This is a genomic window from Ruegeria sp. SATB027 (assembly GCF_059613825.1).
Map to the genome: position 1 here is coordinate 91,855 of NZ_JBXWTH010000011.1, position 24,107 is coordinate 115,961.

Here is a 24,107-nt window from a genome sequence, read left to right on the forward strand (position 1 = left end):
CTTGCGTTAGGGCCTGAAATAAGGGGATTTGGTCGCGCGTCAATCGGGCAGTTTGCCCTCGTCCGTGCGCAAGGCGTCAGCCAAACGTGTTTGCGCCGACCCGGGACGCAGTGGCTTTGGTTGACTGTCGTGGGGGGCCCATCCTGTCAGGCAGATCAGTTCGAACGTGGCTGCCAGACGTCCCGATACTGTGGTGAAATGAGACGCGTAAATGTTTTGCGCGGCCTCAAATACTGCGCGGTTGGTCGGGTGTTTCAGTCGCCCGGATAACGCATTGGCCTCACCCATATGCCGCAGATCGTGCATCAGGTGCCAGATGTCACGGTACTCAGCCGTGAGCGGCACCGAGTCTGCGACTGGCAAGGCCAGACCTGCCCGCTGCAACAAACCGCCGAAGTCTCGCAACCCGGCCATCGGGGCGATGCGGGGGCTGAGGCCACCGGTAACGTCAATCTCGGCCTGACCCAACGCCGCGCGCAATTCGTGCAACGTTTCGCCGCCCAGACAAACAACCAGCAACAACCCGTCAGGTTTCAGCGCGCGGTGGCATTGGATCAACTGACCCACCGGATCGTTTGCGCAGTGCAGTGTCATGGCGTGGATAACAAGGTCATGGGCGCCGGGTTGCAGTGCCAGCACGTCGTCATCCGCAATGATCGAGGCTTCGGGAAACGCGCCCGTCCAAAGCTGCGGGTATGCCGTCACGATCGCTGCCGCCGTAAAGGTTTTGTTAACCATGGAGAGCCGATCCTGAGCCTCGTCCATCGCGGCGCGGTGCAGAAAAAGGGCGTCATCCCGCGCGCGGCTGCGATGACGCAGAATGGCGGCACGGTCAAAAAGTGAGGGTGCAGTGGGTTCGGGCAGTTTCATAGCTGGCAAGTATCGCATCGCGCAACGGATTCAAACCGCACTTGCGCTGATTTATCCACCACGTTGCATGGGGTGCGGCGACCTGACCGAGTCCGATTTTGGCCTGTGTGGCCCATGTTGGCGGGAAACGCCATTCATTGGCGGCACGGTCTGTGAAAGTTGCGGTCTGCCCCTGATCGGGGGGCAGGACGAGTTTCGGACCGAGTGCGATGATTGCCTGAAGACCGCGCGCCCCTGGAGGGCAGGACGCGCCGCGCTTTTGTATGACGGCAAGGCGCGGTCACTGATCCTGGCGTTGAAACATGGTGATCGGCCCGAACTGGCCCGCCCTGCCGCGCAGTGGATGGTGCAGGCAGGGCGCCCATTGTTGCGACCGGATATGATGATTGTTCCGGTTCCTTTGCATTGGTCTCGGTTGCTAAAAAGGCGATACAACCAGTCAGCGCTGTTGGCGCAGAACCTGGCGCGCGAGACAGGATTGGAATGTGTACCCGATCTGTTGATTCGCAAAAAAAAGACGCCGGTACTGGACGGCAAAACAGCAGCCGAGCGGGCACAGATTTTGGGCGACGCGATATGCCTTCACCCCCGAAAAGCCCGCCATCTTACTGGCCGGGACATTTTGCTGGTGGACGATGTGATGACGTCCGGGGCAACACTGGCCGCATGCACTCGTGCCTGTCAGGCGGCGGGGGCAAATCATATTTTCGTGTTGGCTCTGGCGCGCGTTGCCAAGGATGCCTAATTCGCCCAAGATTGCGCGAAATCCGAAGGGAACGGAAAATGAAGTCGGTAGAGATCTATACATCGCCACTGTGCGGGTATTGTCATGCAGCCAAACGCCTGCTGAAGCAGAAAGGTGTCGAGTTCAAGGAGATCGACGTGCTGATGCACCCCAAACGCAAACCTGAAATGATTCAACGTGCCGGAGGCAAACGCACGGTCCCCCAGATTTTCATCGGCGCTACGCATGTCGGCGGTTGCGATGATTTGTACGAGTTGGAGCGTCAGGGCAAGCTTGACCGTCTGCTTGCGGCCTGATGAAAACCGCGCTGCTGCAAATCACCTCGTCGGACGATCCGGCAGAAAACCTCGGGATGGTCCGAGGTATGATGGCCAAAGCGGCAGAACAGGGCGCCCGCTTTGTTCTGACGCCAGAGGTTACGAATTGCGTTTCAACCAGCACCACACGGCAGCGCGCGGTTTTACAACATGAAGAAGATGACATCACCTTGGCGGGCCTGCGCGAACAGGCTGCTGATCTGGGTGTTTGGCTGCTGATCGGCTCGTTGGGGCTCAAGACTCATGACAATGACGGTCGTTTTGCCAATCGTTGCTTTATGATCGGACCGCAAGGTCAGATCGTGGCGCGGTATGACAAAATCCATATGTTCGATGTGCAGGTCACCGAGACCGAGACGTTCCGCGAATCAAAGAATTACCGCCCAGGCGAAAAAGCGGTTATCGCCGATACGGATTTCGGCAAGGTTGGTCTGACCATCTGTTACGATATCCGCTTTCCATATTTGCACGCGGCACTGGCGCAGGCGGGCGCGCGCATTCTGACCGTCCCGGCCGCGTTCTCGCCGGTCACAGGTGCCGCGCATTGGGAAGCCTTGCTGCGCGCACGTGCAATCGAAACCGGGTGCTGGGTGCTGGCCCCGGCCCAAACAGGCGAACATCCAAAAACCGGCGGTAAAACACGCTATACTCACGGTCACAGCATGGTCGTCGACCCGTGGGGAAAGGTGCTGATCGACGCAGGGACCGATCCAGGCATTCACATTTTCGATTTGGATGATAGTTCTGTGACTGAGGCACGGCGACGTGTCCCTTCACTGCACCACCGCCGTTCCTTCGACGGACCCTGACAGAACGGAACAATGACAGACGACACCAATGCCCTTGCGGTCACGCTGTTCAGCGAGATCCTGACCGCCGACCAGCTATTGCGGAACCGGCTTAGCCGGGTGCTGCCCAAGGGCATGGAAATCTCGCATTTCTCGGTTCTGAACCACTTGGCTTTTGTCGCGGATGAGCGTAGCCCGGCGCAGCTGGCCAACACGTTCCACGTGACCCGAGGGGCGATGACCAACACCTTGGCCAAGCTGGAATGGGCCGGATACATCCACATCCGCCCCGACTGGGACGATGCCCGCCGCAAGATGGTCGCGATCAGCCCCGCCGGTAAACGCGCGCGGGATCAGGCGATTTCCTCGATTGCTCCGTTGATCAACCGCGTGGTCGGAGAGTTGGGGGACGACCGTGTTCGGTCGACACTGCCAGTGCTGCGCGATCTGAGAAAACAGCTGGAAGGGGAATAACCCTCAGCCCGGTTTCACACTCGCCGTCACATAGTTCACGCTTAAGTCCCGGTCCGAGATCGACCAGCTCCAGAGGATCGGGTTGAAGACGAACCCCTTGCGGTCCACCGGGTCCATCCCGGCCTGACGCAGCAGGTCGAACAACTCATCAGGGGTGATGAACTTGTTCCACTCATGCGTGCCGCGCGGCAGCCAGCGCATGACGACCTCGGCCCCGAAAATGGCCATGGCATAGGATTTCGGGTTGCGGTTGATGGTTGAGCAGATCAGCAGCCCGCCCGGCTTGAGCAATTTTTGCGAGGCGGTCAGGAAGCCCGCCGGGTCGGCCACATGCTCGACCACTTCCATGTTCAGGACCACGTCGAACTGCTCACCTGCGGCGGCCATGTCTTCGGCTGTGGTGTGGCGATAGTCGATCTCCAAACCGGATTGCTCGGCATGGATACGCGCAACAGGCAGGTTGCCTCCGGCGGCATCGGCCCCGACGACCTCGGCCCCCAGACGTGCCATGGGTTCGCTTAGCAGACCACCGCCACAACCGATATCCAGCAGGCGCAGCCCTTCGAACGGATTTCGCGCTTTCAGATCACGGTCGAATTCACCGGCAATCTGCTGTGTGATATAATCCAAACGGCAAGGATTCAGCATGTGCAACGGTTTGAATTTCCCATGAGGATCCCACCATTCCGCCGCCATCGCTTCGAATTTTGCGATCTCGGATGGATCCACCGTGTTCGGATGCGCTTGCATTCCTGTCTCCGTATGCTCTTTTACGCTTAAGGACTATATAGGGCCATAATGGACAAGTACCCGGACCAAAAGCGCGCAGTTCAATATCTGTACCCGCCGATCGATCCGTTCGACCAGCGTATGGTCGATATGGGCGACGGGCACCGTATCTATGTGGAACAATGCGGTAACCCCGAAGGCATACCGGTGGTGATCCTGCATGGCGGCCCAGGCGGTGGCTGCAGCCCCGCAATGCGGCGTTATTTTGATCCACAGGCCTACAGGGTGATTCTATTTGATCAGCGTGGGTGTGGCCGGTCTCGCCCCACGGCTTCGGTTGAAAACAACACGACATGGCATTTGGTGGCCGATATTGAACGGTTGCGCGACCTGTTCGAGATTGATGATTGGATTGCTTTTGGCGGCAGCTGGGGCGCGACCCTTGCGTTGATCTACGCGCAGTCGCATCCAGACCGGGTCAGCCGATTGGTGCTGCGCGGTGTGTTCCTGGCAACTGACGCTGAACTTGACTGGTTTTATGGCGGCGGAGCAGGACGTTTCTGGCCGGAACAGTGGCAGAAATTTACCTCACTGTTGCCCGAGGTGGAGCTGAAGGACACCATCACCGCCTACAATAAACGCCTGTTCTCGGGGGACCGCGCGACCGAGACCCTGTATGCGCGGGCATGGTCGCACTGGGAAAATGCGCTGGCGTCGATCCACACGAACGGATCAGTGGGCGAAAGCCCCGGCGAATACGCCCGTACATTTGCCCGGCTCGAGAATCACTATTTCTACAATAAGGCGTTCCTGGAAACGGATGGGCAGATCCTAGATCAAATGGACCGGATTGCTCATATCCCGGGTCACATCGTGCAGGGGCGATACGACATGATTTGCCCGCCACAGGCCGCCTGGTCGCTGAGCGAACGCTGGCCGAATGCCGAGATCAAGATGGTACGTCAGGCCGGTCATGCGCTTTCTGAACCCGGGATCAGCGCAGAACTCATCCGGATCATGGATCGCGTAGCGGAGGGTTTGGCATGACACGCATCGACCGCCGTGCCTTGTTTGCCTCGGGTGCCGCTGCCGCGCTGCTTGCCGCGACAGGCGCGTCCCTGGCGGACAGACCTGAGAAAGGCGGCACGCTGCGATTGGCCGTACCGCGCGACGACAGTCTTGAGCAGGTGGCGCGCGGTGCGGTTTTCGACACGCTGACCGAGATCGCCCCGGATGGCACTTTGCGGGGCGAGCTTGCGACGGGCTGGCAAACCGACGCCGATGCGAGGGTCTGGAGCTTTGATCTGCGCAACGATGCGGTGTTCCACGACGGCGCGTCTTTGGACATCGCAGACGTTGCGGCCGTATTGGTCGAGGTCGGGCATACCGAGGCATTGACCGCCAACCGTTTGCGGCTGGAACTGGCCGACGCAAATCCGGGCCTTCCATTCCTTTTGGCGGACAGTCGTTTTATCATTGCCCGCAATGGCGAAGGCGTCACGCCGCTACACAACGCCAATGGCACGGGTTGTTACCGTGTCGAACGCGCCGAAGACGGGCGGCATTTCCTGGGTCGCCGTGTTTTGGAACATTACAAGGACGGTCAGGCCGGTTGGGTCGATGCATTCGAAGTGATCGTTATTCCCGATGCCCGTGTTCGCGCCGAGGCATTGCGTGATGGCTATGTCGATGTCGCTGCCTTCCCCGATTCGTCAGAGATCCGCGGTACGCGCGGTCTTCGCTACTATCCTTCCGAGACCGATATGGCACTGGCCGTCTCTGGGGCGGTGGGATTGCCGCGGCAGATTGCCGGACGCACGGTTCTGGACGACGGGCGTATCGCTGAACGGTGGTGGATCGTGTAATTCCGGGTGACACTTCTGTCGGGGGTTGCAGACTCGGATCATCCTGCGTATATGCAGTTTCAACAGCGGCGCGTTGGACTTCCGGTCCAAGGCTCCACCGGAAAATTCGACGGGCCGCGCGCCCGTTTTTTTGTGCCCGATTGACAGGGTAGAGAACCTGATGACAAACGACCTGATAGCCAAAGCTGCCATTGACCGGCGACTTGCCGAGATCATCACCCCGGTGATCGAAGACTTGGGGTATGAGCTGGTCCGTGTCCGGCTGATGAGTGGCAAGCAGACCACGCTGCAAATCATGGCTGACAAACCCGAAGGCGGCATCGAAGTGGATGACTGCGCCGAGATTTCGAATGCGGTCAGCGCCACCCTGGATGTCGAGGACCCGATCCTTGACGCCTATACGCTTGAGGTGTCCAGCCCCGGTATCGACCGCCCCCTGACCCGCCTCAAGGATTTTGAGACTTTCGAGGGGTATGAGGCCAAGATCGAAACCTCTGAACTGATCGATGGCCGCCGCCGGTTCAAAGGGGAACTGGCCGGGATTGAAGGGGAAGAGGTTCTGATCAATATCCCCGAAGGGTCCGAGACGATCACCATCGGCCTGCAATTCGACTGGCTTAGTGATGCCAAGCTGGTCCTGACCGATGACCTGATCAAGGAAATGCTGCGCCAGCGCAAGGACGCCGGTGCCCTGAACGAAAACGCTTTCGACGAGATTGAGACCGAAGGGTCCGAAGAGGAGACGAACTGATGGCAATTACCTCAGCCAACCAGCTGGAGCTGCTGCAGACTGCCGAGGCCGTGGCCCGCGAAAAGATGATCGACCCCGGTCTGGTTGTCGAAGCGATGGAGGAATCGCTCGCCCGCGCTGCCAAGAGCCGCTACGGTGCCGAGATGGACATCCGCGTGTCCATCGACCGCAAGACCGGCAAGGCGACCTTCACCCGTGTGCGAACCGTGGTCGAGGATGAGGAGCTTGAGAACTATCAGGCCGAGTTCACCGTCGAACAAGCCAAGCAGTACATGGAAGATCCGCAGGTCGGTGACGTTTTCGTTGAAGAAGTGCCGCCGGTCGAAATGGGCCGGATCGCGGCGCAGTCGGCCAAGCAAGTGATCCTGCAAAAGGTCCGCGAAGCCGAGCGGGATCGTCAGTATGAAGAATTCAAGGATCGTGCGGGTACCATCATCAACGGTGCCGTCAAGCGCGAGGAATTCGGCAATGTTATCGTCGATCTCGGCGGTGCCGAGGCTGTTCTGCGCCGCAATGACAAGATCGGTCGCGAAAGCTATCGTCCGAATGATCGTGTGCGCGCGTATATCAAGGAAGTCCGCCGCGAAGTGCGTGGCCACCAGATCTTCCTGTCGCGTACCGCGCCAGAATTCATGGCCGAGCTGTTCAAGATGGAAGTGCCGGAAATCTATGACGGTATCATCGAGGTCAAGGCCGTGGCCCGTGACCCCGGTTCACGCGCCAAAATCGCCGTGATCTCGTATGACGGCTCGATCGACCCTGTTGGCGCCTGCGTTGGTATGCGCGGCAGCCGCGTGCAGGCCGTTGTGAACGAACTGCAGGGAGAGAAGATTGACATCATCCCGTGGAACGAAGACCAACCGACCTTCCTGGTGAACGCACTGCAACCTGCCGAGGTTTCGAAGGTTGTTCTGGACGAAGAAGCAGGCAAGATCGAGGTTGTCGTTCCTGAAGAGCAGTTGTCTCTTGCAATCGGTCGTCGCGGTCAGAACGTGCGTCTGGCAAGCCAGCTGACCGGGCTGGATATCGACATCATGACCGAAGCTGAAGAATCGGCGCGTCGTCAGAAGGAATTCGAATCTCGTACCAAACTGTTCATGGACAGTCTGGATCTGGACGAGTTCTTTGCGCAACTGCTGGTTTCCGAAGGCTTCACCAACCTCGAAGAAGTTGCCTATGTCGAGATTGATGAACTTCTGGTCATTGACGGCGTCGACGAAGGCACTGCGCAGGAACTTCAGACCCGGGCGCGCGAGTTCCTGGAAGCCCAGGCCAAAGCCGCTCTGGATGCGGCCCGCGCACTGGGTGCCGAGGACAGCCTCATTGAATTCGAAGGCCTGACACCTCAGATGGTAGAGGCGCTGGCCAAGGACGATGTGAAGACGCTGGAAGACTTCGCAACCTGTGCAGACTGGGAACTGGCCGGTGGCTGGACCACGGTCGACGGTGAACGCGTCAAGGATGATGGCGTGCTGGAGCCCTTTGGCGTCACGCTCGAAGAAGCACAAGACATGGTCATGACTGCGCGTATCCTGTTGGGTTGGGTTGATCCGGCCGAGTTGGAGCAGGCGGAAGAAGACATCGACGGCGACGCAGCAGACGAGGAGGTCGAGGCCTGATCTCAGGTCTCGGGTGGCGCGTATGGGTCGCGGTGGCGTCCATAAGGATCGGTCTGACGGACCCGAACGCAAGTGCATCGCCACAGGCGAGGTTCAGCCTAAATATGGCTTGATCCGCTTTGTGACGGGCCCGGGCGGTCAGGTCTTTCCGGATGTCGCGGCAAAGTTGCCGGGGCGGGGCGTTTATGTGGCGGCGGATCGTGCTGCGCTGGACAAGGCCATTGGTAAGAAACTGTTTGCGCGGGGGTTCAAGGCACAGGTGACTGTGCCTCAGGACCTGGCGACAGAAGTTGAAAAGCAGATCGCGCGCCGTGTGATTGAGCTGCTCAGTCTGGCGCGCAAGTCCGGCGACGCGGTTGCCGGGTATGAAAAGGTCAAGTCGTGGCTGGACCGGGAAGAGGCTCAGGTGCTGATTCAGGCCACTGATGGATCGGGGCGCGGCAAGTCGAAGCTCAGTACGCCGCACTTCGGAAAATACATCGGTTGGCTGACGGCAGACGAATTAGGGCAGGCATTTGGGCGCCAAACGGTGATTCATGCGGCCTTGGCCTCTGGCGGACTCGCCAAACGTGTTGTAGAGGAAGCGCAGCGCCTGCGTGGCTTGCGCGAAACGGATGACGGCGGCAAGGGCCGCGCGGAAGGGTAAGAAGCTTTATGAGCGATAGTGACGGCAAAAAGACATTGGGTCTTCGTGGCGGGGCACGCCCCGGAAATGTGAAACAGAGTTTCAGCCACGGACGCACCAAGAATGTCGTGGTGGAAACCAAACGCAAGCGCGTGGTGGTCCCCAAGCCGGGCGCGGCAAAGCCGGGTGGCGGTGCCGCCCCTTCGGGTGATCCGTCGCGTCGTCCCGCAGGTATTTCCGACGCGGAAATGGCGCGCCGTATGAAGGCTTTGCAGGCTGCCAAGGCCCGCGAGGTCGAAGAGGCCGCTGAACGCGAAGCCGCTGAAAAGGCACGCGAAGAAGAGCGCGTGCGCCGTCGTGCGGAACAGGAAGCGAAAGAGCGCGAGCAGCGTGAAGCCGAAGAGCGCGCGCGTCAGAAAGCCGAAGATGAAGAGCGCAAGCGCGTGGAGGCTGAAGAAGAAGCCAAGCGTGCTGCTGTTGCTGCTGCCGCTTCGCCGGCCCCTGAAGAAGCCAAAGCTGCACGCAGCCCGGCCAGCAAACCTGCGCCTGCTGCCGCACCTCGCAAGCAGGATCGCGAACGCGAACAGCGCGGTCGTGGCAAGGGTCGTGAAGACAACCGTCGTTCGGGCAAGCTGACACTGGGTCAGGCCACCGGTGACCAAGGCAGCCGCCAGCGGTCGATGGCAGCGATGAAGCGCAAGCAGGAACGCGCCCGTCAGAAAGCCATGGGCGGTTCGGTCGAGCGGGAAAAGGTGATCCGCGACGTACAACTGCCTGAGGCGATCATGGTCTCGGAACTGGCCAACCGTATGGCCGAGCGCGTGGCTGACGTGGTCAAATCACTGATGCAGATGGGCATGATGGTCACGCAGAACCAGACCATCGACGCTGATACTGCCGAGCTGATCATCGAAGAGTTTGGCCATAAGGTCACCCGAGTCTCTGATTCGGATGTTGAGGACGTCATCAAAGAGGTCGAAGACAGCGAAGACGATCTGAAGCCTCGTCCGCCCGTCATCACCATCATGGGTCACGTCGACCACGGGAAAACATCGCTGCTGGATGCAATCCGCGATGCGCGTGTTGTGGCTGGTGAGGCCGGTGGCATCACCCAGCATATCGGCGCCTATCAGGTGAAAACCGATGGCGGCTCGACGCTGACCTTCCTGGATACACCCGGCCACGCAGCCTTTACCTCGATGCGCTCGCGTGGTGCCCAGGTGACCGACATCGTGGTTCTGGTCGTCGCTGCCGATGACGCGGTCATGCCGCAGACAATTGAGGCGATCAATCACGCGAAGGCAGCCAAAGTGCCGATGATCGTGGCGATCAACAAGATCGACAAGCATGATGCAAATCCGGACAAGGTGCGCACCGATCTGCTGCAACACGAAGTGATCGTCGAGAAGATGTCGGGTGAGGTTCAGGACGTAGAAGTGTCTGCCATCACCGGTCAGGGTCTGGACGAGTTGCTGGAAGCCATCGCATTGCAGGCCGAGATTCTGGAACTGAAAGCCAACCCTGATCGCGCTGCCCAAGGTGCCGTGATCGAGGCACAGCTGGACGTGGGCCGCGGCCCGGTCGCAACGGTTCTGGTTCAGAACGGTACATTGCGTCAGGGCGATATCTTTGTCGTGGGTGAGCAGTATGGTAAGGTCCGTGCTCTGATCAACGACAAGGGTGAGCGCGTCAAGGAAGCTGGCCCGTCGGTTCCCGTTGAGGTTCTTGGTCTGAACGGTACGCCTGAAGCAGGCGATGTTCTGAACGTGACCGAGACCGAAGCACAAGCCCGTGAAATCGCCGCCTACCGTGAACAGGCCGCCAAGGACAAACGCGCTGCCGCTGGTGCCGCAACGACCCTTGAACAGTTGATGCAGAAGGCCAAGGAAGACGAAAACGTCACCGAGTTGCCCATTCTGATGAAAGCAGACGTTCAGGGTTCGGCGGAAGCCATCGTTCAGGCAATGGAGAAGATCGGCAACGAAGAAGTACGCGTGCGCGTTCTGCATTCGGGTGTTGGTGCCATTACTGAAACGGATGTCGGTCTGGCCGAAGCGTCGGGCGCTCCAATCTTTGGCTTCAACGTGCGGGCCAATGCCTCAGCGCGGAATACCGCAAACCAGAAGGGCGTCGAGATTCGCTATTACTCGGTGATTTATGACCTCGTAGACGACGTGAAAGCAGCCGCATCCGGCCTGTTGAGCGCCGAAATTCGCGAGAAGTTCATTGGCTACGCCGAGATTCGCGAAGTCTTCAAGGTTACTGGCGTTGGCAAGGTTGCTGGCTGTCTGGTCACCGAAGGCGTGGCGCGTCGTTCTGCCGGTGTCCGCTTGCTGCGCGACAACGTGGTGATTCACGAAGGCACGCTGAAGACGCTGAAGCGTTTCAAGGACGAAGTGGCCGAGGTTCAGTCGGGTCAGGAATGCGGTATGGCGTTCGAAAACTACGACGATATCCGCGCAGGCGACGTGATCGAAATCTTCGAGCGCGAAGAAGTCACCCGCACGCTGGACTAGCCCGGCAAAGGATGAAAACGAAAAACAGCGGCCCCCTTAGGCCGCTGTTTTCTTTTACCGAAGCGCTTATTTTGTCTGGGGCAGAAACGCATCTGAATGCATGATGATATCGAAATGATGCATTCCTTGCGCGAGCATAAAGCTGACAGAGTGTCCGGCCTTTCGCAGCCTTTCAGCATAGTCGCGGCTTTGGCGAATGAACTCACCTGTATCCCGTTCGGCTACCGAAACATGGTATCGAGGACCCGGCCGGGGCAGATTGCGGATGGGTGACAGATCGTTGACCTCGACCGGCGTCAATTGCAGTGGATCGTTCACCGACATCAGGCTGATCGGTTCCAGGTCGTATATTCCGCTGATCAGAATCACATCCCGCACCCGGAGCCCCGCTTTGGCAAGGGCATCTGATGAGGTTGCCATCACCATCGCCGCCAGATGCGCGCCTGCACTGTGACCTGACAGGGTGATCCGCGACGGATCGAACCCCAACTCCCCCGCCTTGACCGCCAGCCACAACAACGCGTCACGGCATTCGTCGATCATGTCGCCAATCCGGGCATCGGGCGCCAGCGTGTAGTTCAAAGTCGCAAAAGCTTGCCCGTGTTCTACCAGACCTGGTGCCATCAGAGACGATTCATTCTGGCTGAGCGCTTGCCAGTACCCGCCATGAATGAAGACGTTCAGGGGTGCCTTGTCATCGCGAGCGGGAAAAAAATCCAGAATTTGTACGGGGCTGTCACCATAAGCCAGGTTTTCCCGTACCGGATAGTCGGCCCGCGCCTGAGCGCTTAGCGCCTTATAGCTGGCAAGATACGGGCTTAGGTCGCCGCCGATCATTGTGCTGGGGGAGTACTCCCGCTCCAGCTCGGGTTGCGAAAATCCTCGATACAACATGTCTTAGGTCTGCCCGCTGTACATCAATTCGGTGCGCACGTCGTAAAGGTCGTGGAAAAACCGCAGCTCTAGCGCCTTTCGCAAAAAGGCCACGCCGCTTGAGCCACCAGTGCCGGGTTGCATCCCGATCACGCGCTCAACTGCGGTGGCATGATCAAAGCGCCAGCGTTGAAACAGGCTTTCCACATCCATCAGTTTTTCGGCCAAAGCATAAAGATCCCAGTACTTTTCAGTGTTGCGGAATACCTCGACCCAGATTTTTACCACGCGCGAATCGCCGGAATAGGGTTGGGCGTAGTCGCGTTCAATCAGATCTTTGGGCACATCGAATCCTTGGCGGGCCAACATGTGCAACACTTCGTCATAAAGTGACGGTTTGGTCAGTGCGGCATTCAGCATCTCCATCACCTCTGGGTCATGCGCATGGACCTTCAGTGTTGAGGCATCCTTGTTGCCAAGAATGAATTCGATTTGCCGGTAGCCGTAGCTCTGAAACCCTGACGAGTTGCCGAGAGCCTGCCGGAACGTTATATAGTCGGCAGGTGTCATGGTCAGCAATGTTTCCCAAGCCGCAATCAACTGCCGTTGAATGGCCTTGATGCGGTCGAGGTTTTTCATCGCTGGGCCAAACTCGTCCTGTTGCAGAAAACGGCGCACCTCGACCAGTTGGTGATGCATCAGTTTCAGCCAGAGTTCGCTGACCTGATGGATGATAATGAACAGCATCTCGTCTGGTTGCGCGGGGTCCTGAAAAGTCTTTTGCAGATTCAGCAGTGTTTTGAGTTGCAGAAAATCTCCATAGCTTTTGCGATGTGTCTCGGCGAAATCAGTGACCAGAGTGTCTTCGACACCTCTTTGCAGCAGACGATCGTCTTTGTTCTCGCCCATCTCATGCCTCCCTTGTGCGATCCTTGCACCTGTCTAGGCGTTGAGTTCGTAACTTTCCAGCGGGTTAGATCCAGTCAAGGACAACCTTGCCAGAGAGGCCGGATTTCATCGCGGCAAATCCATCCGCAAAATCATCAACCGCAAAGCGATGCGTGATCACGCGGGACACATCCAAACCGTTTTGCAGCATGGCGATCATCTTGTACCAGGTCTCGAACATCTCGCGACCATAGACACCCTTGATTGTGATCGCCTTGAAAACGATACGCGACCAGTCGACCGGAGATTTCCCCGGCGGTATCCCCAGCAGGGCGATTTTCCCACCCATCACAAGCGCTTCGACCATCTGGTCAAGCGCGGCTTGTGAGCCGGACATTTCAAGCCCCACATCAAAGCCTTCTTTCATTCCAAGCTGTGCGATGATGTCGTGCAAATCTTGCTTGGAAACATCAACGGTCCGCACCGACGGCACCACATGTTCGGCCAGTTTCAACCGTTCGGCGTTAATGTCTGTAATCACAACATTGCGGGCGCCTGCATGGCGGGCAACGGCGGCGGCCATGATGCCGATGGGTCCTGCGCCGGTGATCAGGACGTCCTCGCCCAGAAGGTCAAAGCTTAGCGCGGTGTGTACAGCATTGCCCAGCGGATCAAGGATTGCCCCGATCTCATCCGGGATATCGTCCGGCAGGGGAACAACGTTGAAGGCGGGCAATTTCAGGTATTGCGCAAACGCGCCCTGTTCATTCACCCCGATCCCGCGCGTACCGGGGTCGAGGTGAAATTTGCCTGCGCGGCTTTGACGGCTTTCAGTGCCGATCAGATGCCCTTCGCCGGAACAGCGCTGCCCAACGTCCAGGCCGGTGACGTTGCTCCCAATCTCGACGATTTCCCCGGCGAACTCATGACCAGTGATCATCGGAACCGGAACGGTGTGAGAGGCCCACTCATCCCAGTTCCAGATGTGAATGTCGGTACCGCAAATTCCGGTCTTGTTGATCTTGATCAGTACCTCATCAGGCCCGATTTCAGGGACCGGGGCCTGTACCATCCACAACCCTTCTTCAGGTTTCGACTTTTCCAGCGCTTTCATCGTGTTGGGTCGCATCAGATCACCCCCAGTTCCTTGCCGACCTTGCCAAAGGCCGCCAGCGCGCGGTCCAGTTCGTCCCGCGTCAGGGCGGCGTTCATCTGCGTTCTGATCCGCGCCTGCCCGCGGGGAACAACAGGAAAGAAGAAGCCCGAGACATACACGCCCTCGTCAAACAGCTTGGCGGCCATCTCTTGTGCCAGCGTTGCATCGCCCAGCATGACAGGGATAATCGGATGTTCACCGGGCAAAAGGTCAAAGCCAAGCTTTTCCAGACCGGCACGCCAGTACTTTGCGTTTCCGAATAACTGCGCGCGTAGAATGTCGCCTTCTTCGACCAGGCGGATTGCCTCAAGTCCTGCGGCGACGATGGATGGCGGCAGCGAGTTCGAGAACAGATAGGGCCGCGCCCGCTGCCGCAGCAGGTCGATCACTGGCTGCGGCCCGGCGATGTAGCCGCCGATTGCCCCCCCAAGTGCCTTGCCCAAAGTTCCTGTCAGAATGTCGACATCAACACCAAAGTGATCCGGTGTTCCGGCGCCACGCGGGCCCATGAAGCCGGTTGCATGGCAATCATCGACCATGACGATGGCATCGTATTTATCAGCCAGTTCGCGAATTTTCGGCAAGTTGGCCAAATAGCCATCCATCGAGAACACGCCATCGGTTGCGATCATGATGTGACGCGCGCCATCCTCGCGCGCCTGCTTCAGCCACGCTTCAAGGTCATTCATGTCATTGTTCAGATAGCGATAGCGTTTGGCCTTGCACAGCCGCACCCCGTCAATGATCGAGGCGTGGTTCAGACTGTCCGAGATGATGGCATCTTCAGGCCCCAGCAACGGTTCGAACAGCCCGCCATTGGCATCAAAACAGGCCGCGAACAGGATCGCATCGTCCTTGTTCAGGAACTTGGCCAACCGCTGTTCCAGTTCCCGGTGAATATCCTGCGTCCCGCAAATGAACCGGACCGAGGCCATGCCGAATCCTTTCGGACCCATCGCATTTGTTGCGGCCTCGATCAGCGCGGGGTGATCCGCAAGACCCAGATAGTTGTTGGCGCACAGGTTGATCACCCGTTTGCCGCCCACCGTAATCTCACCACCCTGAGGCGAGGTGATCATTCGTTCGCGCTTATACAGCCCCTCGGATTCGATCTGTGCGAGTGTGTCCGTGATATGGGACAGGAATGCATCTGCCATGGCGACCTCCGTTCAACTGAGTCGCACATCTAACATAGCGGATGAATTTCCCAAATAGGGGAATTTCAATATACAGGAAAAATTTCCGTGAAGGCGGAAAATTGCTGATGTCAGGCGTTCTTTACGATTAAGAACACCCGCGCTGGTTCTTTGGCCGAGATGGAATGCACGATATCTGCGGCATAGCGGGCGGTGTCCCCTTGGCTCAGATCCGACACGGCACTGCCCGATTTAACTTTGACGGCGCCTTCCAGCACGGTCAGCTGCTCACGCGCGCCGCGCGCATGCGGCTGGCTGTTCAAGGCCCCGCCTTTGTCGAACTCGATATCATAAACCTCATGACCACCGGCTTCTTCCGGTGGGGACAGGATGCGAATGCGGCAGTTCTGCCCCATATTGTCGATGCTGGGCACTTCGGACGCGCGCAGCACCTCGATCTGATCACTGGCTTTTGATCCTTCCAGAAGACCGGCAAAATCCACCTGTAATGCACGGGTCAGGTTCCAGAGGGTCGAGATCGTCGGGCTGCTTTCCCCGCGTTCGATCTGGCTAACCATGGACCTGGACACACCACTGAGGTTTGCGACTGCTTCCAGCGACAGTCCTTTGGCCCGGCGTGCTTCTTTCAGGCGAGCAGGCAAAAGGTTCAGGATATCGTCTGTATTCTCCGTCATGACGGAATCCATGCGTGTTGGGACCCGGCTTGTCAATTCCATCCGTGACGGCACGTCCTATAGGACAGGATCATGCTGCATGTGCATACTGACGACGATTCCAAGAGGAGAAAGACATGACAGACATCGTATTGCTGGATGGTGCGCGCACCGCGATTGGAACTTTCGGTGGCGCACTTGCGTCAACCGCACCCATTGATCTGGCGACGGTGGTCACCGAAGCGGCCTTAGAACGGTCAGGGGTAGAAGGTGCGCAAATCGGGCATGTTGTATTTGGCCACGTCATCAATACCGAGCCTCGGGACATGTACCTGTCGCGTGTTGCCGCGATGCAGGCTGGGATTCCGAATGGCACCCCTGCGATGAATGTAAACCGTCTGTGTGGCTCGGGCGCACAGGCGATCGTGTCGGCGATGCAGTCCTTGATGCTTGGCGATGCCGATTTCGCTGTGGCAGGTGGCGCAGAAAGCATGTCGCGCAGCCCTTACATTGTTCCACAGGCACGCTGGGGCGCGAAAATGGGTGATGTCACTTCGCTGGACATGATGCTGGGTGCGTTGAACTGCCCCTTTGGCACAGGGCACATGGGTGTGACGGCCGAGAACGTTGCCGATGAACACCAGATCAGCCGTGAACAGATGGACGACTTCGCCCTGACCAGCCAGACCCGCGCGGCAGCCGCAATTGAAGCCGGATATTTCGAAAGCCAGATCGTGCCCGTTCAGGTGAAGGTCAAGCGCGACATGGTGGATTTCAAAGTTGATGAGCATCCCAAAGCGACGACAGCCGATGCGCTGGCCGGGTTGCGACCAGTGTTCAAGAAAGATGGGCGTGTGACGGCGGGCAATGCCTCGGGCATCAACGACGGTGCGGCGGCGATGGTGCTGGCAACGGCAGACGCGGCGGAAAAGGCCGGGTTGAAGCCAAAAGCGCGCGTGATCGGATATGCACATGCTGGCGTGCGCCCCGAAGTCATGGGTATTGGCCCGGTACCGGCTGTGCAAAACCTGCTCAGGAGGACGGGTTTGTCAGTGGAAGACTTTGATGTGATCGAAAGCAACGAAGCATTTGCCGCGCAGGCGCTGGCCGTCAACCAGGAGCTTGGGTTGAATGCAGCGAAGGTGAACCCGAATGGAGGTGCGATTGCGCTGGGGCATCCTGTCGGTGCGACGGGCGCCATCATTACCATGAAGACGCTTTATGAGCTGGAGCGCACAGGCGGATCAAAAGGGTTGATCACCATGTGTATTGGTGGTGGTCAGGGGATCGCCATTGCCATCGAGCGGCTCTGATCCGGGTCTGGGCAAAGGGGGGCTGTCTGCCCCCCATCGCGCAAGGCGCGATTCCCCCCGAGGATATTTTTAGCCAGATGAAGCTGCGGATCACAATCAGCCGAGTGTAGTGATCAACAGAACTACGGCTGCGCCGGCAACCGCACCGAGAGCGGCGGGCAGGAATTTTGGCAACAGACCCGAGTTTTCCGGTTCTTCTTTGTGCGTCTGTGCAATCAACGCGTTTTCGACCAATGTCGGCAGGCGCGGACCAAAGCGTGCCAGAACCATAGCGGTTTTGGCAAAGTCACGAAGCGCGGCGCGCGGGCCGATGGATTGTTTGATGTAATCTTCGACCACGGGGCGGGCAACTTCCCAGATATTGATGTGGTCGTCCAGTGACCGGGCAACGCCTTCAACCACGACCATCGTGCGCTGCAGAAGGATCAGCTCGGTTCGGGTTTCCATGCCAAAACGCTCTGTCACTTCGAACAGATAGCTTAGCAAACGGCCCATCGAAATATGCGAGGCATCCATACCGAAGATCGGTTCGCCAACCGCACGCAGGGCGCGGGCGAATTCATCGACGTCCTGATGTGCAGGAACGTAACCGGCTTCGAAATGCACTTCGGCCACGCGCTTGTAGTCGCGGCGGATGAAACCGAACAGAATCTCGGCATAGACCCGGCGCGTGTATTCGTCGATATGGCCCATGATACCGTAATCATAAGCGATGATATCACCGTTGGCGGCGACCTTGAGGTTGCCCTGATGCATATCGGCGTGGAAATAGCCGTCGCGCAGGGCGTGAAGAAGGAACAGGCGCAGCACACGTTCAGCCAAGTCGCGGCGATCGTGGCCAGCGGCGTCCAGTGCGTCATTTTCACCCAATGGAACACCGTCGGCCCAGCTGAGTGTCATCACGCGCCGTGCCGACAGTGACCACAATATAGGCGGCAGCCAGAACCCTTTGTCGTCTTTTGTGTTGGCCGCATATTCCGAGGCAGCAGCGCTTTCCAGACGCAGATCCAGTTCACCCCGTACAACGCCATCAAAATGTTCAATGACCTCCATCGGACGCAATCGGCGAGCACCCGGCGCAAACAAATCGACTATGCGAGCGGCGAAGTAAAACGCGTCCACGTCCTTGCGAAATGCGCGCTCGATCCCTGGGCGCAGAACTTTGACGGCGACATCCTCGCCCGTGCTAACAAGTTTGGCTTTGTGGACCTGAGCAATGGACGCGGCTGCAATGGGTTCACTGAATTCGCTGAATATCTCGGCAACAGGTTGCCCCAGTTCCCTTTCTACTTCGGCCAAAGCCACGGCTTTTGAGAACGGCGGCAGTTTGTCTTGCAAAACACGAAGTTGCACAGCCAGTTCATCGCCCACAACATCCGGGCGTGTCGAAAGCACCTGACCAAACTTGATGTAGGCCGGGCCCAGAGCGGTGAGCGCACGTGTTGCAGGCGGCATCTTTGGGTCGCCCTTGTAACCCAGCCACCAAAACGGTTTGCCTAGAGCGTGGGCAAGAAACCGGATAGCCCTTGGTGCCTCGAACGCGTCGAGGACCACGTTCATGGCACCGGTGCGCTCAAGCGTGGCGCCCGTTCGGATCAGGCGGATGATGTTGTGGGGACCGCGCATGCGTCAGATCTTCCAGCCGGAATGCAGCGCGGCGATACCCATGCTGAGATTGCGGAACTTCGCGTTTTCGAAGCCAGCGGTTCGGACCATGTTCAGGAAGGTTTCCTGATCGGGGAACTTGCGGATCGACTCCACCAGATACTGATAGCTGTCGTAATCATTCGCGATCAGCTTTCCCATGCGTGGAATGACATTGAAGCTGTAGAGGTCATAGAGCTTTTGCAGCCCGTCATTGGGAAGCTGACTGAACTCCAGCACCATCAGGCGGCCACCAGGTTTCAGAACGCGAAAGGCTTCGTTCAGGGCCTCTTGCGGGCGGGTCACGTTCCGGATGCCGAACGAGATCGTGTAGACATCAAAGGTTTTGTCTTCGAACGGCAGGGCCATAGCGTCGCCCACCACCCAGTTCAGGCTGTCGGCCATCTGGTCGGCTTCGGCGCGTTGCCGTCCTTCGACCAGCATGGGTTCTGTCAGGTCCAGAACCGTGGCATGGCCATAGCCTGCGCGTTTCAGAAAGCGAAAGGAAATGTCACCGGTTCCGCCTGCAACATCCAGCAAACGCTGACCGGGGCGTGGCGCCAACCAGTCCATCATCGCATCTTTCCAAACCCGGTGGATACCCATCGACATGACATCGTTCATCACGTCATATTTCGAGGCGACCGAGTTGAACACGCCCTGCACGCGCCCGGCCTTGTCAGCCTCGCGTACGGTTTCGAACCCGAAATGAGTGGTGTTGTCGCTGTTGTCGGACATAAGCCTTGCCGTTTGTCGAATTTCGCTTCTGTTATAGGGCTCTGGAAGCGGGGCACAATGCGGCCCTTTGGAATAGGAGCCCTGTAATGCCAGAATTGCCCGAGGTCGAGACAGTAAGACGGGGTCTTGCTCCCGCGATGGAGGGCATGGTGATAGAACGCGCCGATGTGAACCGCCCCGATCTTCGCTGGCCATTTCCCGAACGCATGGCAGAACGGCTGACCGGGCAACGGGTGGATCGGTTAAGGCGGCGATCAAAATACATCCTGGCCGATCTCAGCAGTGGCGAGACCTTGTTGATCCATCTGGGGATGTCGGGGCGAATGACGGTGTCAGGGGACCCACTGGGTCATTTCCTGCGCGAACATCCTGCCGCTGAGAAACATGACCATGTTGTTATTCACATGGCCAACGGGGCGCGTATCACCTTTAACGACCCACGCCGGTTCGGGGCGATGGACCTACTGCCCACAGCCACGGCCGAAGATCACAAGCTTCTGGCGGTTCTGGGACCAGAGCCCTTGGGTAATGATTTCCATGAGCAACACCTGATTGAAGCATTCAAAGGCAGGAATACCCCTGTCAAATCAGCTCTGCTGGATCAGGGAATCGTTGCCGGATTGGGGAATATCTATGTTTGCGAGGCGCTTTATCGCGGCAAGGTGTCGCCACGTCGCAAAGCAGGGCAAATATCTGCGGCACGTGTATCGTCGCTGGTTCCGATCATTCGGAAGGTGTTGCAGGACGCGATCGAAGCAGGCGGATCATCCCTGCGGGATTTCCGGCAAGCCGATGGAGAACTTGGATATTTTCAGCATAGCTTTGATGTCTACGGCCGCGAAGGAAAGCCCTGCCGGACCGAGGGTTGCAATGGTCTGATCCAGAGAATCACCCAGTCCGGTCGCTCATCCTTCTACTGTGCGCAATGCCAAAGATAGCTTGATCCAGAGAATTCGCGTGGTAAGGACTCGTAACTGAACTGAACAACCGGAAGCTTCTTTCTCATGGCTTTTGAGACGATCATCGTCGAAATCGAAGACCACGTCGCCCTAATCAAACTCGACAGACCGGATGCGTTGAATGCGCTGAACTCCCAGTTGCTGGGTGAGTTGTGTACTGCGCTGGAAGAGGCGGATAGCAACGACAAGGTGCGTTGCATCGTCATCACCGGATCGGACAAGGCCTTTGCCGCTGGCGCGGACATCCGGGAAATGTCCGAGATGAGCTTTGTAGATGTCTACACCACCAACCTTTTTGCTGATGCAAACAACCGGGTTTTGGCGATTCGCAAACCGATCATCGCCGCGGTTGCGGGCTATGCTCTGGGTGGGGGATGCGAGTTGGCAATGCTTTGCGATTTCATCATTGCTGCGGACACTGCAAAATTCGGCCAGCCTGAAATCAACCTTGGCGTCATAGCCGGGTTGGGCGGCACCCAGCGTTTGACGCGCTTTGTCGGCAAGTCCAAGGCGATGGACATGAACCTGACTGGTCGGTTTATGGACGCGGACGAAGCCGAGCGCGCTGGTTTGGTCAGCCGGGTCGTACCGGCCAAGAAGCTGATCGAGGAAGCCGTTGGTGCGGCGCAAAAAATAGCCGAGAAATCGGCACTGACGGCAGCGGCGGCAAAAGAAGCGGTCAATCGCAGTTACGAGCTTCCGCTGAGTGAAGGAATGCTGTTTGAGCGTCGCGTCTTCCATTCCATGTTTGCCACCGAGGACCAGAAAGAGGGCATGGCGGCGTTTCTTGAAAAGCGGGCTGCGCAGTTTCGCGACAAGTAAAACGCAAGAGATTAATGAAAGGCGGACTATGCCCGCCTTTTCTTTGCCGGGTCTGTGAGTTCCAAGAATCGGCTTGGCAATCCTTGAAATGTTAGGTATTGAGCGCCGCAATACATGCGCGTGCGGCCCGCTTGGCCCGACTCACACTCGTGATTTCTGATCCGGTGCGGATATATCCGTGGCGCGCAACCCTTGATAACCGTACCGAACGAAGGTCAGAGATACATGGCAAATTCGCCCCAGGCAAAGAAACGCGCCCGTCAGAACGAAAAGCGTTTCGCTGTTAACAAAGCGCGTCGTTCGCGCATCCGCACCTATCTGCGTAAAGTCGAAGAAGCGATTGCATCCGGTGACAAAGATGCGGCAACCGCAGCACTGCGCGCCGCCCAGCCTGAGCTGATGCGCGGCGTCACCAAAGGCGTGTTCCACAAGAACACTGCCGCGCGTAAAATGTCGCGCCTGTCGGCCCGGGTCAAAGCTCTGGGCTAAAGTCTGAGGGTTACCTTAGGTCAAGTCAGCAAGGCTGAACTAATGTCAAAGGCGCTGCGCATTGCGGCGCCTTTTTTCGTGTTGCCGGAATACCGCGCCTTCACGAAACCGAGAGATTCTTTCGACCAAAGACCCGAGTCAATATCAGAGTTTCGTTGCCGCGCCCCATTTCAAGTTGCTACCACTGATGTCAGCGATTCACTCGCTTGGGGGGACAGGCTGTTTACTCGATCGGACTGACGGGCATCAGATCGATCAGGAAACATTCGTCGACGACTGGCGCAAGCTGGGCTGCCGATTTGCCGCGAAGTCCGGGTTATCCGGGATTCTCGGCCCTGTCTGAAAATTGAGATTGTGACGTGCAGCCCGAGTTTCGGGACGCTCATTTATTGTTGAGCGTCGAAAATCCGGGTGCACCGAACTTTCAGGGGCAATCCCGCCAAACCGTTGGGTTTGGCGATAGGTTCCCTTTGGGCGTGTGAATACAAGACCGGGCAACCGGCTTCGTATGATAAGGCCGACAGGCCAATAAGAATGGGATGCGTGAGGCGCTGAATGACACAAGAGAAATGGGGACTACTGCGTAACAAATTGCTGAAGGCTGTCGGTCGGAATAATTTCACCACTTGGATCGAGCCTCTGGAATTTAAAGAGCTGCAGGATGGTGTGGCGGTTTTTTCCGTGCCAACGAACTTTATGGGGAATTACGTCAGCCAGAATTTTGCGGACCTTATCTTGTACGAGCTGAATACGGCTGGGGAAACCGTTCAGCGCCTGGATTTTCGTGTTGCCGCCAACTCGCCCGCACGCCCCAAGCCCGCAGCCAAGGTGGTCGCCGAAACTCGGCCAGAGCCGGTACCCACAGTTGCTACGGATAGTGCGCAGAACGCTTTGGAGTCGTTGCAGGCCGCGCCGCTGGATTCGCGTTTCACCTTTGACAGTTTCGTGGTGGGCAAACCCAACGAGCTGGCCCATGCTGCCGCGCGCCGCGTGTCCGAAGGTGGCCCGGTCACATTCAACCCGCTTGTTCTGTACGGCGGAGTGGGTCTGGGTAAGACCCACCTGATGCACGCCATTGCCTGGGAGCTGAAAACCAAGCATCCGGAACTGAATGTCCTGTACCTGTCAGCCGAACAGTTCATGTATCGCTTCGTGCAGGCCCTGCGGGAACGCCGGATGATGGATTTCAAGCATTTGTTCCGTTCGGTCGATGTGCTGATGGTCGACGACGTGCAGTTCATTGCCGGAAAGGATTCTACTCAGGAAGAGTTTTTCCATACGTTCAACGCGCTGGTGGATCAGAACAAGCAGATCATCATTTCGGCCGACCGCGCCCCGGGTGAAATCAAGGATCTGGAAGATCGTGTAAAGTCGCGCCTGCAATGTGGTCTGGTCGTTGACCTGCATCCGACCGACTATGAATTGCGCCTGGGCATTCTGCAAAACAAGGTCCAGCAATACAGCAGCTCCTATCCTGATCTGACGATTGCGGATGGCGTTCTTGAGTTTCTGGCCCATCGAATCTCAACCAATGTCCGCGTGCTGGAAGGTGCTCTGACACGTCTGTTTGCCTTTGCCTCGCTGGTTGGGCGCGAGATCGACATGGAGCTGACGCAGGATTGTCTGGCAGATGTCCTGCGCGCATCCGAGCGCAAGATCACGGTTGAAGAAATCCAGCGGAAAGTATCCGAATACTACAACATCCGCATGTCCGATATCATCGGTCCCAAGCGCCTGCGATCCTACGCGCGCCCCCGTCAGGTGGCGATGTATCTTTGCAAGCAGCTGACCAGCCGATCGCTGCCAGAGATCGGCCGTCGGTTCGGCGGGCGCGACCACACCACGGTCATGCATGGCGTCAAGCGCATTGAAGAGCTGAAACTGACCGATGGCCAGATCGCTGAAGACGTGGAAATGCTACGCAGGTCTCTCGAAGCCTGAACCGGGCCAGCAGCGCTAAGGAACGCTTCGGGCCTCTGTTCCGGGGCGTTTTTTGTGCGTAATAATCCACGGTTGCACCAGAACTGAGGCCCGTTGGGCACGCCGCACTTGACGGTTGCTGCATTCCAACCCAGAAATCCGTAAAAAATCCTTGTGCCTCGGGGTGGAACCGCTA

24 protein-coding genes are annotated in these 24,107 nt (G+C 58.0%); 15 read left to right on the forward strand and 9 right to left on the reverse strand.

Annotated features, from left to right (window positions below):
* Positions 1–39: 39 nt before the first annotated feature.
* Positions 40–870, reverse strand: coding sequence for a methyltransferase domain-containing protein (locus AC2FPW_RS01090; RefSeq protein WP_496812299.1), 831 nt, complete (start codon positions 868–870; stop codon positions 40–42).
* Between AC2FPW_RS01090 and AC2FPW_RS01095 the strand changes: the two genes are divergently transcribed.
* Genes AC2FPW_RS01095 through AC2FPW_RS01110 form a run of 4 tightly spaced genes read left to right on the forward strand, consistent with a single transcriptional unit; the run spans position 851 to position 3,194 of the window.
* Positions 851–1,615: a double zinc ribbon domain-containing protein gene (locus AC2FPW_RS01095; RefSeq protein WP_496812300.1), complete on the forward strand. Its 765-nt coding sequence runs from the start codon at positions 851–853 to the stop codon at positions 1,613–1,615. The genes AC2FPW_RS01090 and AC2FPW_RS01095 overlap by 20 nt on opposite strands.
* 38 nt (positions 1,616–1,653) lie before the next feature.
* Entirely contained in the window at positions 1,654–1,911 is a 258-nt protein-coding gene (gene grxC, locus AC2FPW_RS01100) for a glutaredoxin 3 (protein ID WP_480483930.1), read from the forward strand.
* On the forward strand, positions 1,911–2,741 hold the full coding sequence (locus AC2FPW_RS01105) for a carbon-nitrogen hydrolase family protein (RefSeq protein ID WP_496812301.1): 831 nt from the start codon (positions 1,911–1,913) through the stop codon (positions 2,739–2,741). The genes grxC and AC2FPW_RS01105 overlap by 1 nt, the downstream gene beginning before the upstream one ends.
* A 12-nt stretch (positions 2,742–2,753) precedes the next feature.
* Positions 2,754–3,194, forward strand: coding sequence for a MarR family winged helix-turn-helix transcriptional regulator (locus AC2FPW_RS01110; RefSeq protein ID WP_267363106.1), 441 nt, complete (start codon positions 2,754–2,756; stop codon positions 3,192–3,194).
* A gap of 3 nt (positions 3,195–3,197) precedes the next feature.
* On the opposite strand, the gene ubiG is transcribed toward AC2FPW_RS01110, so the two are convergent.
* Positions 3,198–3,944, reverse strand: a complete 747-nt coding sequence (gene ubiG / locus AC2FPW_RS01115) for a bifunctional 2-polyprenyl-6-hydroxyphenol methylase/3-demethylubiquinol 3-O-methyltransferase UbiG (protein ID WP_496812302.1) — start codon at positions 3,942–3,944, stop codon at positions 3,198–3,200.
* Between the two features lie 48 nt (positions 3,945–3,992).
* Between ubiG and pip the strand changes: the two genes are divergently transcribed.
* The 6 genes from pip to infB all read left to right on the forward strand — a co-directional run bounded on the left by pip (position 3,993) and on the right by infB (position 11,299).
* Positions 3,993–4,970 carry a prolyl aminopeptidase gene (gene pip, locus AC2FPW_RS01120; RefSeq protein WP_496812303.1) on the forward strand — a complete coding sequence of 326 codons (978 nt, stop codon included), beginning with the start codon at positions 3,993–3,995 and terminating at the stop codon, positions 4,968–4,970.
* Positions 4,967–5,788 (forward strand): ABC transporter substrate-binding protein, encoded by an 822-nt coding sequence (locus tag AC2FPW_RS01125; RefSeq protein ID WP_496812304.1) that lies wholly within the window; start codon positions 4,967–4,969, stop codon positions 5,786–5,788. The genes pip and AC2FPW_RS01125 overlap by 4 nt, the downstream gene beginning before the upstream one ends.
* 160 nt (positions 5,789–5,948) lie before the next feature.
* Positions 5,949–6,539, forward strand: coding sequence for a ribosome maturation factor RimP (gene rimP, locus AC2FPW_RS01130; RefSeq protein WP_267363111.1), 591 nt, complete (start codon positions 5,949–5,951; stop codon positions 6,537–6,539).
* Complete coding sequence (nusA, locus tag AC2FPW_RS01135; RefSeq protein WP_480488115.1) at positions 6,539–8,158, forward strand: transcription termination factor NusA; 1,620 nt, start codon at positions 6,539–6,541, stop codon at positions 8,156–8,158. The genes rimP and nusA overlap by 1 nt, the downstream gene beginning before the upstream one ends.
* Before the next feature lie 22 nt (positions 8,159–8,180).
* A complete protein-coding gene (locus AC2FPW_RS01140; RefSeq protein WP_267363113.1) occupies positions 8,181–8,804 on the forward strand; it encodes an RNA-binding protein in 624 nt (207 codons plus the stop codon).
* An 8-nt stretch (positions 8,805–8,812) separates the two neighbouring features.
* On the forward strand, positions 8,813–11,299 hold the full coding sequence (infB, locus tag AC2FPW_RS01145) for a translation initiation factor IF-2 (protein WP_496812305.1): 2,487 nt from the start codon (positions 8,813–8,815) through the stop codon (positions 11,297–11,299).
* A gap of 66 nt (positions 11,300–11,365) precedes the next feature.
* Here infB and AC2FPW_RS01150 read toward each other — a convergent pair whose 3' ends face one another.
* From AC2FPW_RS01150 to AC2FPW_RS01170, 5 genes are all read right to left on the reverse strand, one after another.
* Positions 11,366–12,193 carry an alpha/beta hydrolase gene (locus tag AC2FPW_RS01150; RefSeq protein ID WP_496812306.1) on the reverse strand — a complete coding sequence of 276 codons (828 nt, stop codon included), beginning with the start codon at positions 12,191–12,193 and terminating at the stop codon, positions 11,366–11,368.
* 3 nt (positions 12,194–12,196) lie between these two features.
* On the reverse strand, positions 12,197–13,081 hold the full coding sequence (locus AC2FPW_RS01155) for a tryptophan 2,3-dioxygenase (protein ID WP_496812307.1): 885 nt from the start codon (positions 13,079–13,081) through the stop codon (positions 12,197–12,199).
* A 64-nt stretch (positions 13,082–13,145) separates the two neighbouring features.
* On the reverse strand, positions 13,146–14,174 hold the full coding sequence (gene tdh, locus AC2FPW_RS01160; protein ID WP_496812322.1) for an L-threonine 3-dehydrogenase: 1,029 nt from the start codon (positions 14,172–14,174) through the stop codon (positions 13,146–13,148).
* 14 nt (positions 14,175–14,188) lie between these two features.
* Complete coding sequence (locus AC2FPW_RS01165) at positions 14,189–15,373, reverse strand: glycine C-acetyltransferase (RefSeq protein ID WP_480832896.1); 1,185 nt, start codon at positions 15,371–15,373, stop codon at positions 14,189–14,191.
* 110 nt (positions 15,374–15,483) lie between these two features.
* Positions 15,484–16,047, reverse strand: a complete 564-nt coding sequence (locus AC2FPW_RS01170; RefSeq protein ID WP_267363118.1) for a helix-turn-helix domain-containing protein — start codon at positions 16,045–16,047, stop codon at positions 15,484–15,486.
* A gap of 116 nt (positions 16,048–16,163) precedes the next feature.
* Between AC2FPW_RS01170 and AC2FPW_RS01175 the strand changes: the two genes are divergently transcribed.
* On the forward strand, positions 16,164–17,339 hold the full coding sequence (locus AC2FPW_RS01175) for an acetyl-CoA C-acyltransferase family protein (protein ID WP_480488107.1): 1,176 nt from the start codon (positions 16,164–16,166) through the stop codon (positions 17,337–17,339).
* Between the two features lie 96 nt (positions 17,340–17,435).
* Here the strand turns inward: AC2FPW_RS01175 and ubiB are convergent, their stop codons facing one another.
* Positions 17,436–18,965 (reverse strand): 2-polyprenylphenol 6-hydroxylase, encoded by a 1,530-nt coding sequence (gene ubiB, locus AC2FPW_RS01180; RefSeq protein ID WP_496812308.1) that lies wholly within the window; start codon positions 18,963–18,965, stop codon positions 17,436–17,438.
* A gap of 3 nt (positions 18,966–18,968) precedes the next feature.
* A complete protein-coding gene (gene ubiE, locus AC2FPW_RS01185) occupies positions 18,969–19,721 on the reverse strand; it encodes a bifunctional demethylmenaquinone methyltransferase/2-methoxy-6-polyprenyl-1,4-benzoquinol methylase UbiE (protein ID WP_496812309.1) in 753 nt (250 codons plus the stop codon).
* An 86-nt stretch (positions 19,722–19,807) separates the two neighbouring features.
* Between ubiE and mutM the strand changes: the two genes are divergently transcribed.
* The 4 genes from mutM to dnaA all read left to right on the forward strand — a co-directional run bounded on the left by mutM (position 19,808) and on the right by dnaA (position 23,932).
* Positions 19,808–20,659, forward strand: coding sequence for a bifunctional DNA-formamidopyrimidine glycosylase/DNA-(apurinic or apyrimidinic site) lyase (mutM, locus tag AC2FPW_RS01190; protein ID WP_496812310.1), 852 nt, complete (start codon positions 19,808–19,810; stop codon positions 20,657–20,659).
* 66 nt (positions 20,660–20,725) lie between these two features.
* Entirely contained in the window at positions 20,726–21,502 is a 777-nt protein-coding gene (acuK, locus tag AC2FPW_RS01195; RefSeq protein WP_267363125.1) for an acryloyl-CoA hydratase, read from the forward strand.
* 225 nt (positions 21,503–21,727) lie between these two features.
* Positions 21,728–21,991, forward strand: coding sequence for a 30S ribosomal protein S20 (gene rpsT, locus AC2FPW_RS01200; protein ID WP_039541017.1), 264 nt, complete (start codon positions 21,728–21,730; stop codon positions 21,989–21,991).
* Positions 21,992–22,546: 555 nt separating this feature from the next.
* On the forward strand, positions 22,547–23,932 hold the full coding sequence (dnaA, locus tag AC2FPW_RS01205; protein WP_209507181.1) for a chromosomal replication initiator protein DnaA: 1,386 nt from the start codon (positions 22,547–22,549) through the stop codon (positions 23,930–23,932).
* Positions 23,933–24,107: the final 175 nt, after the last annotated feature.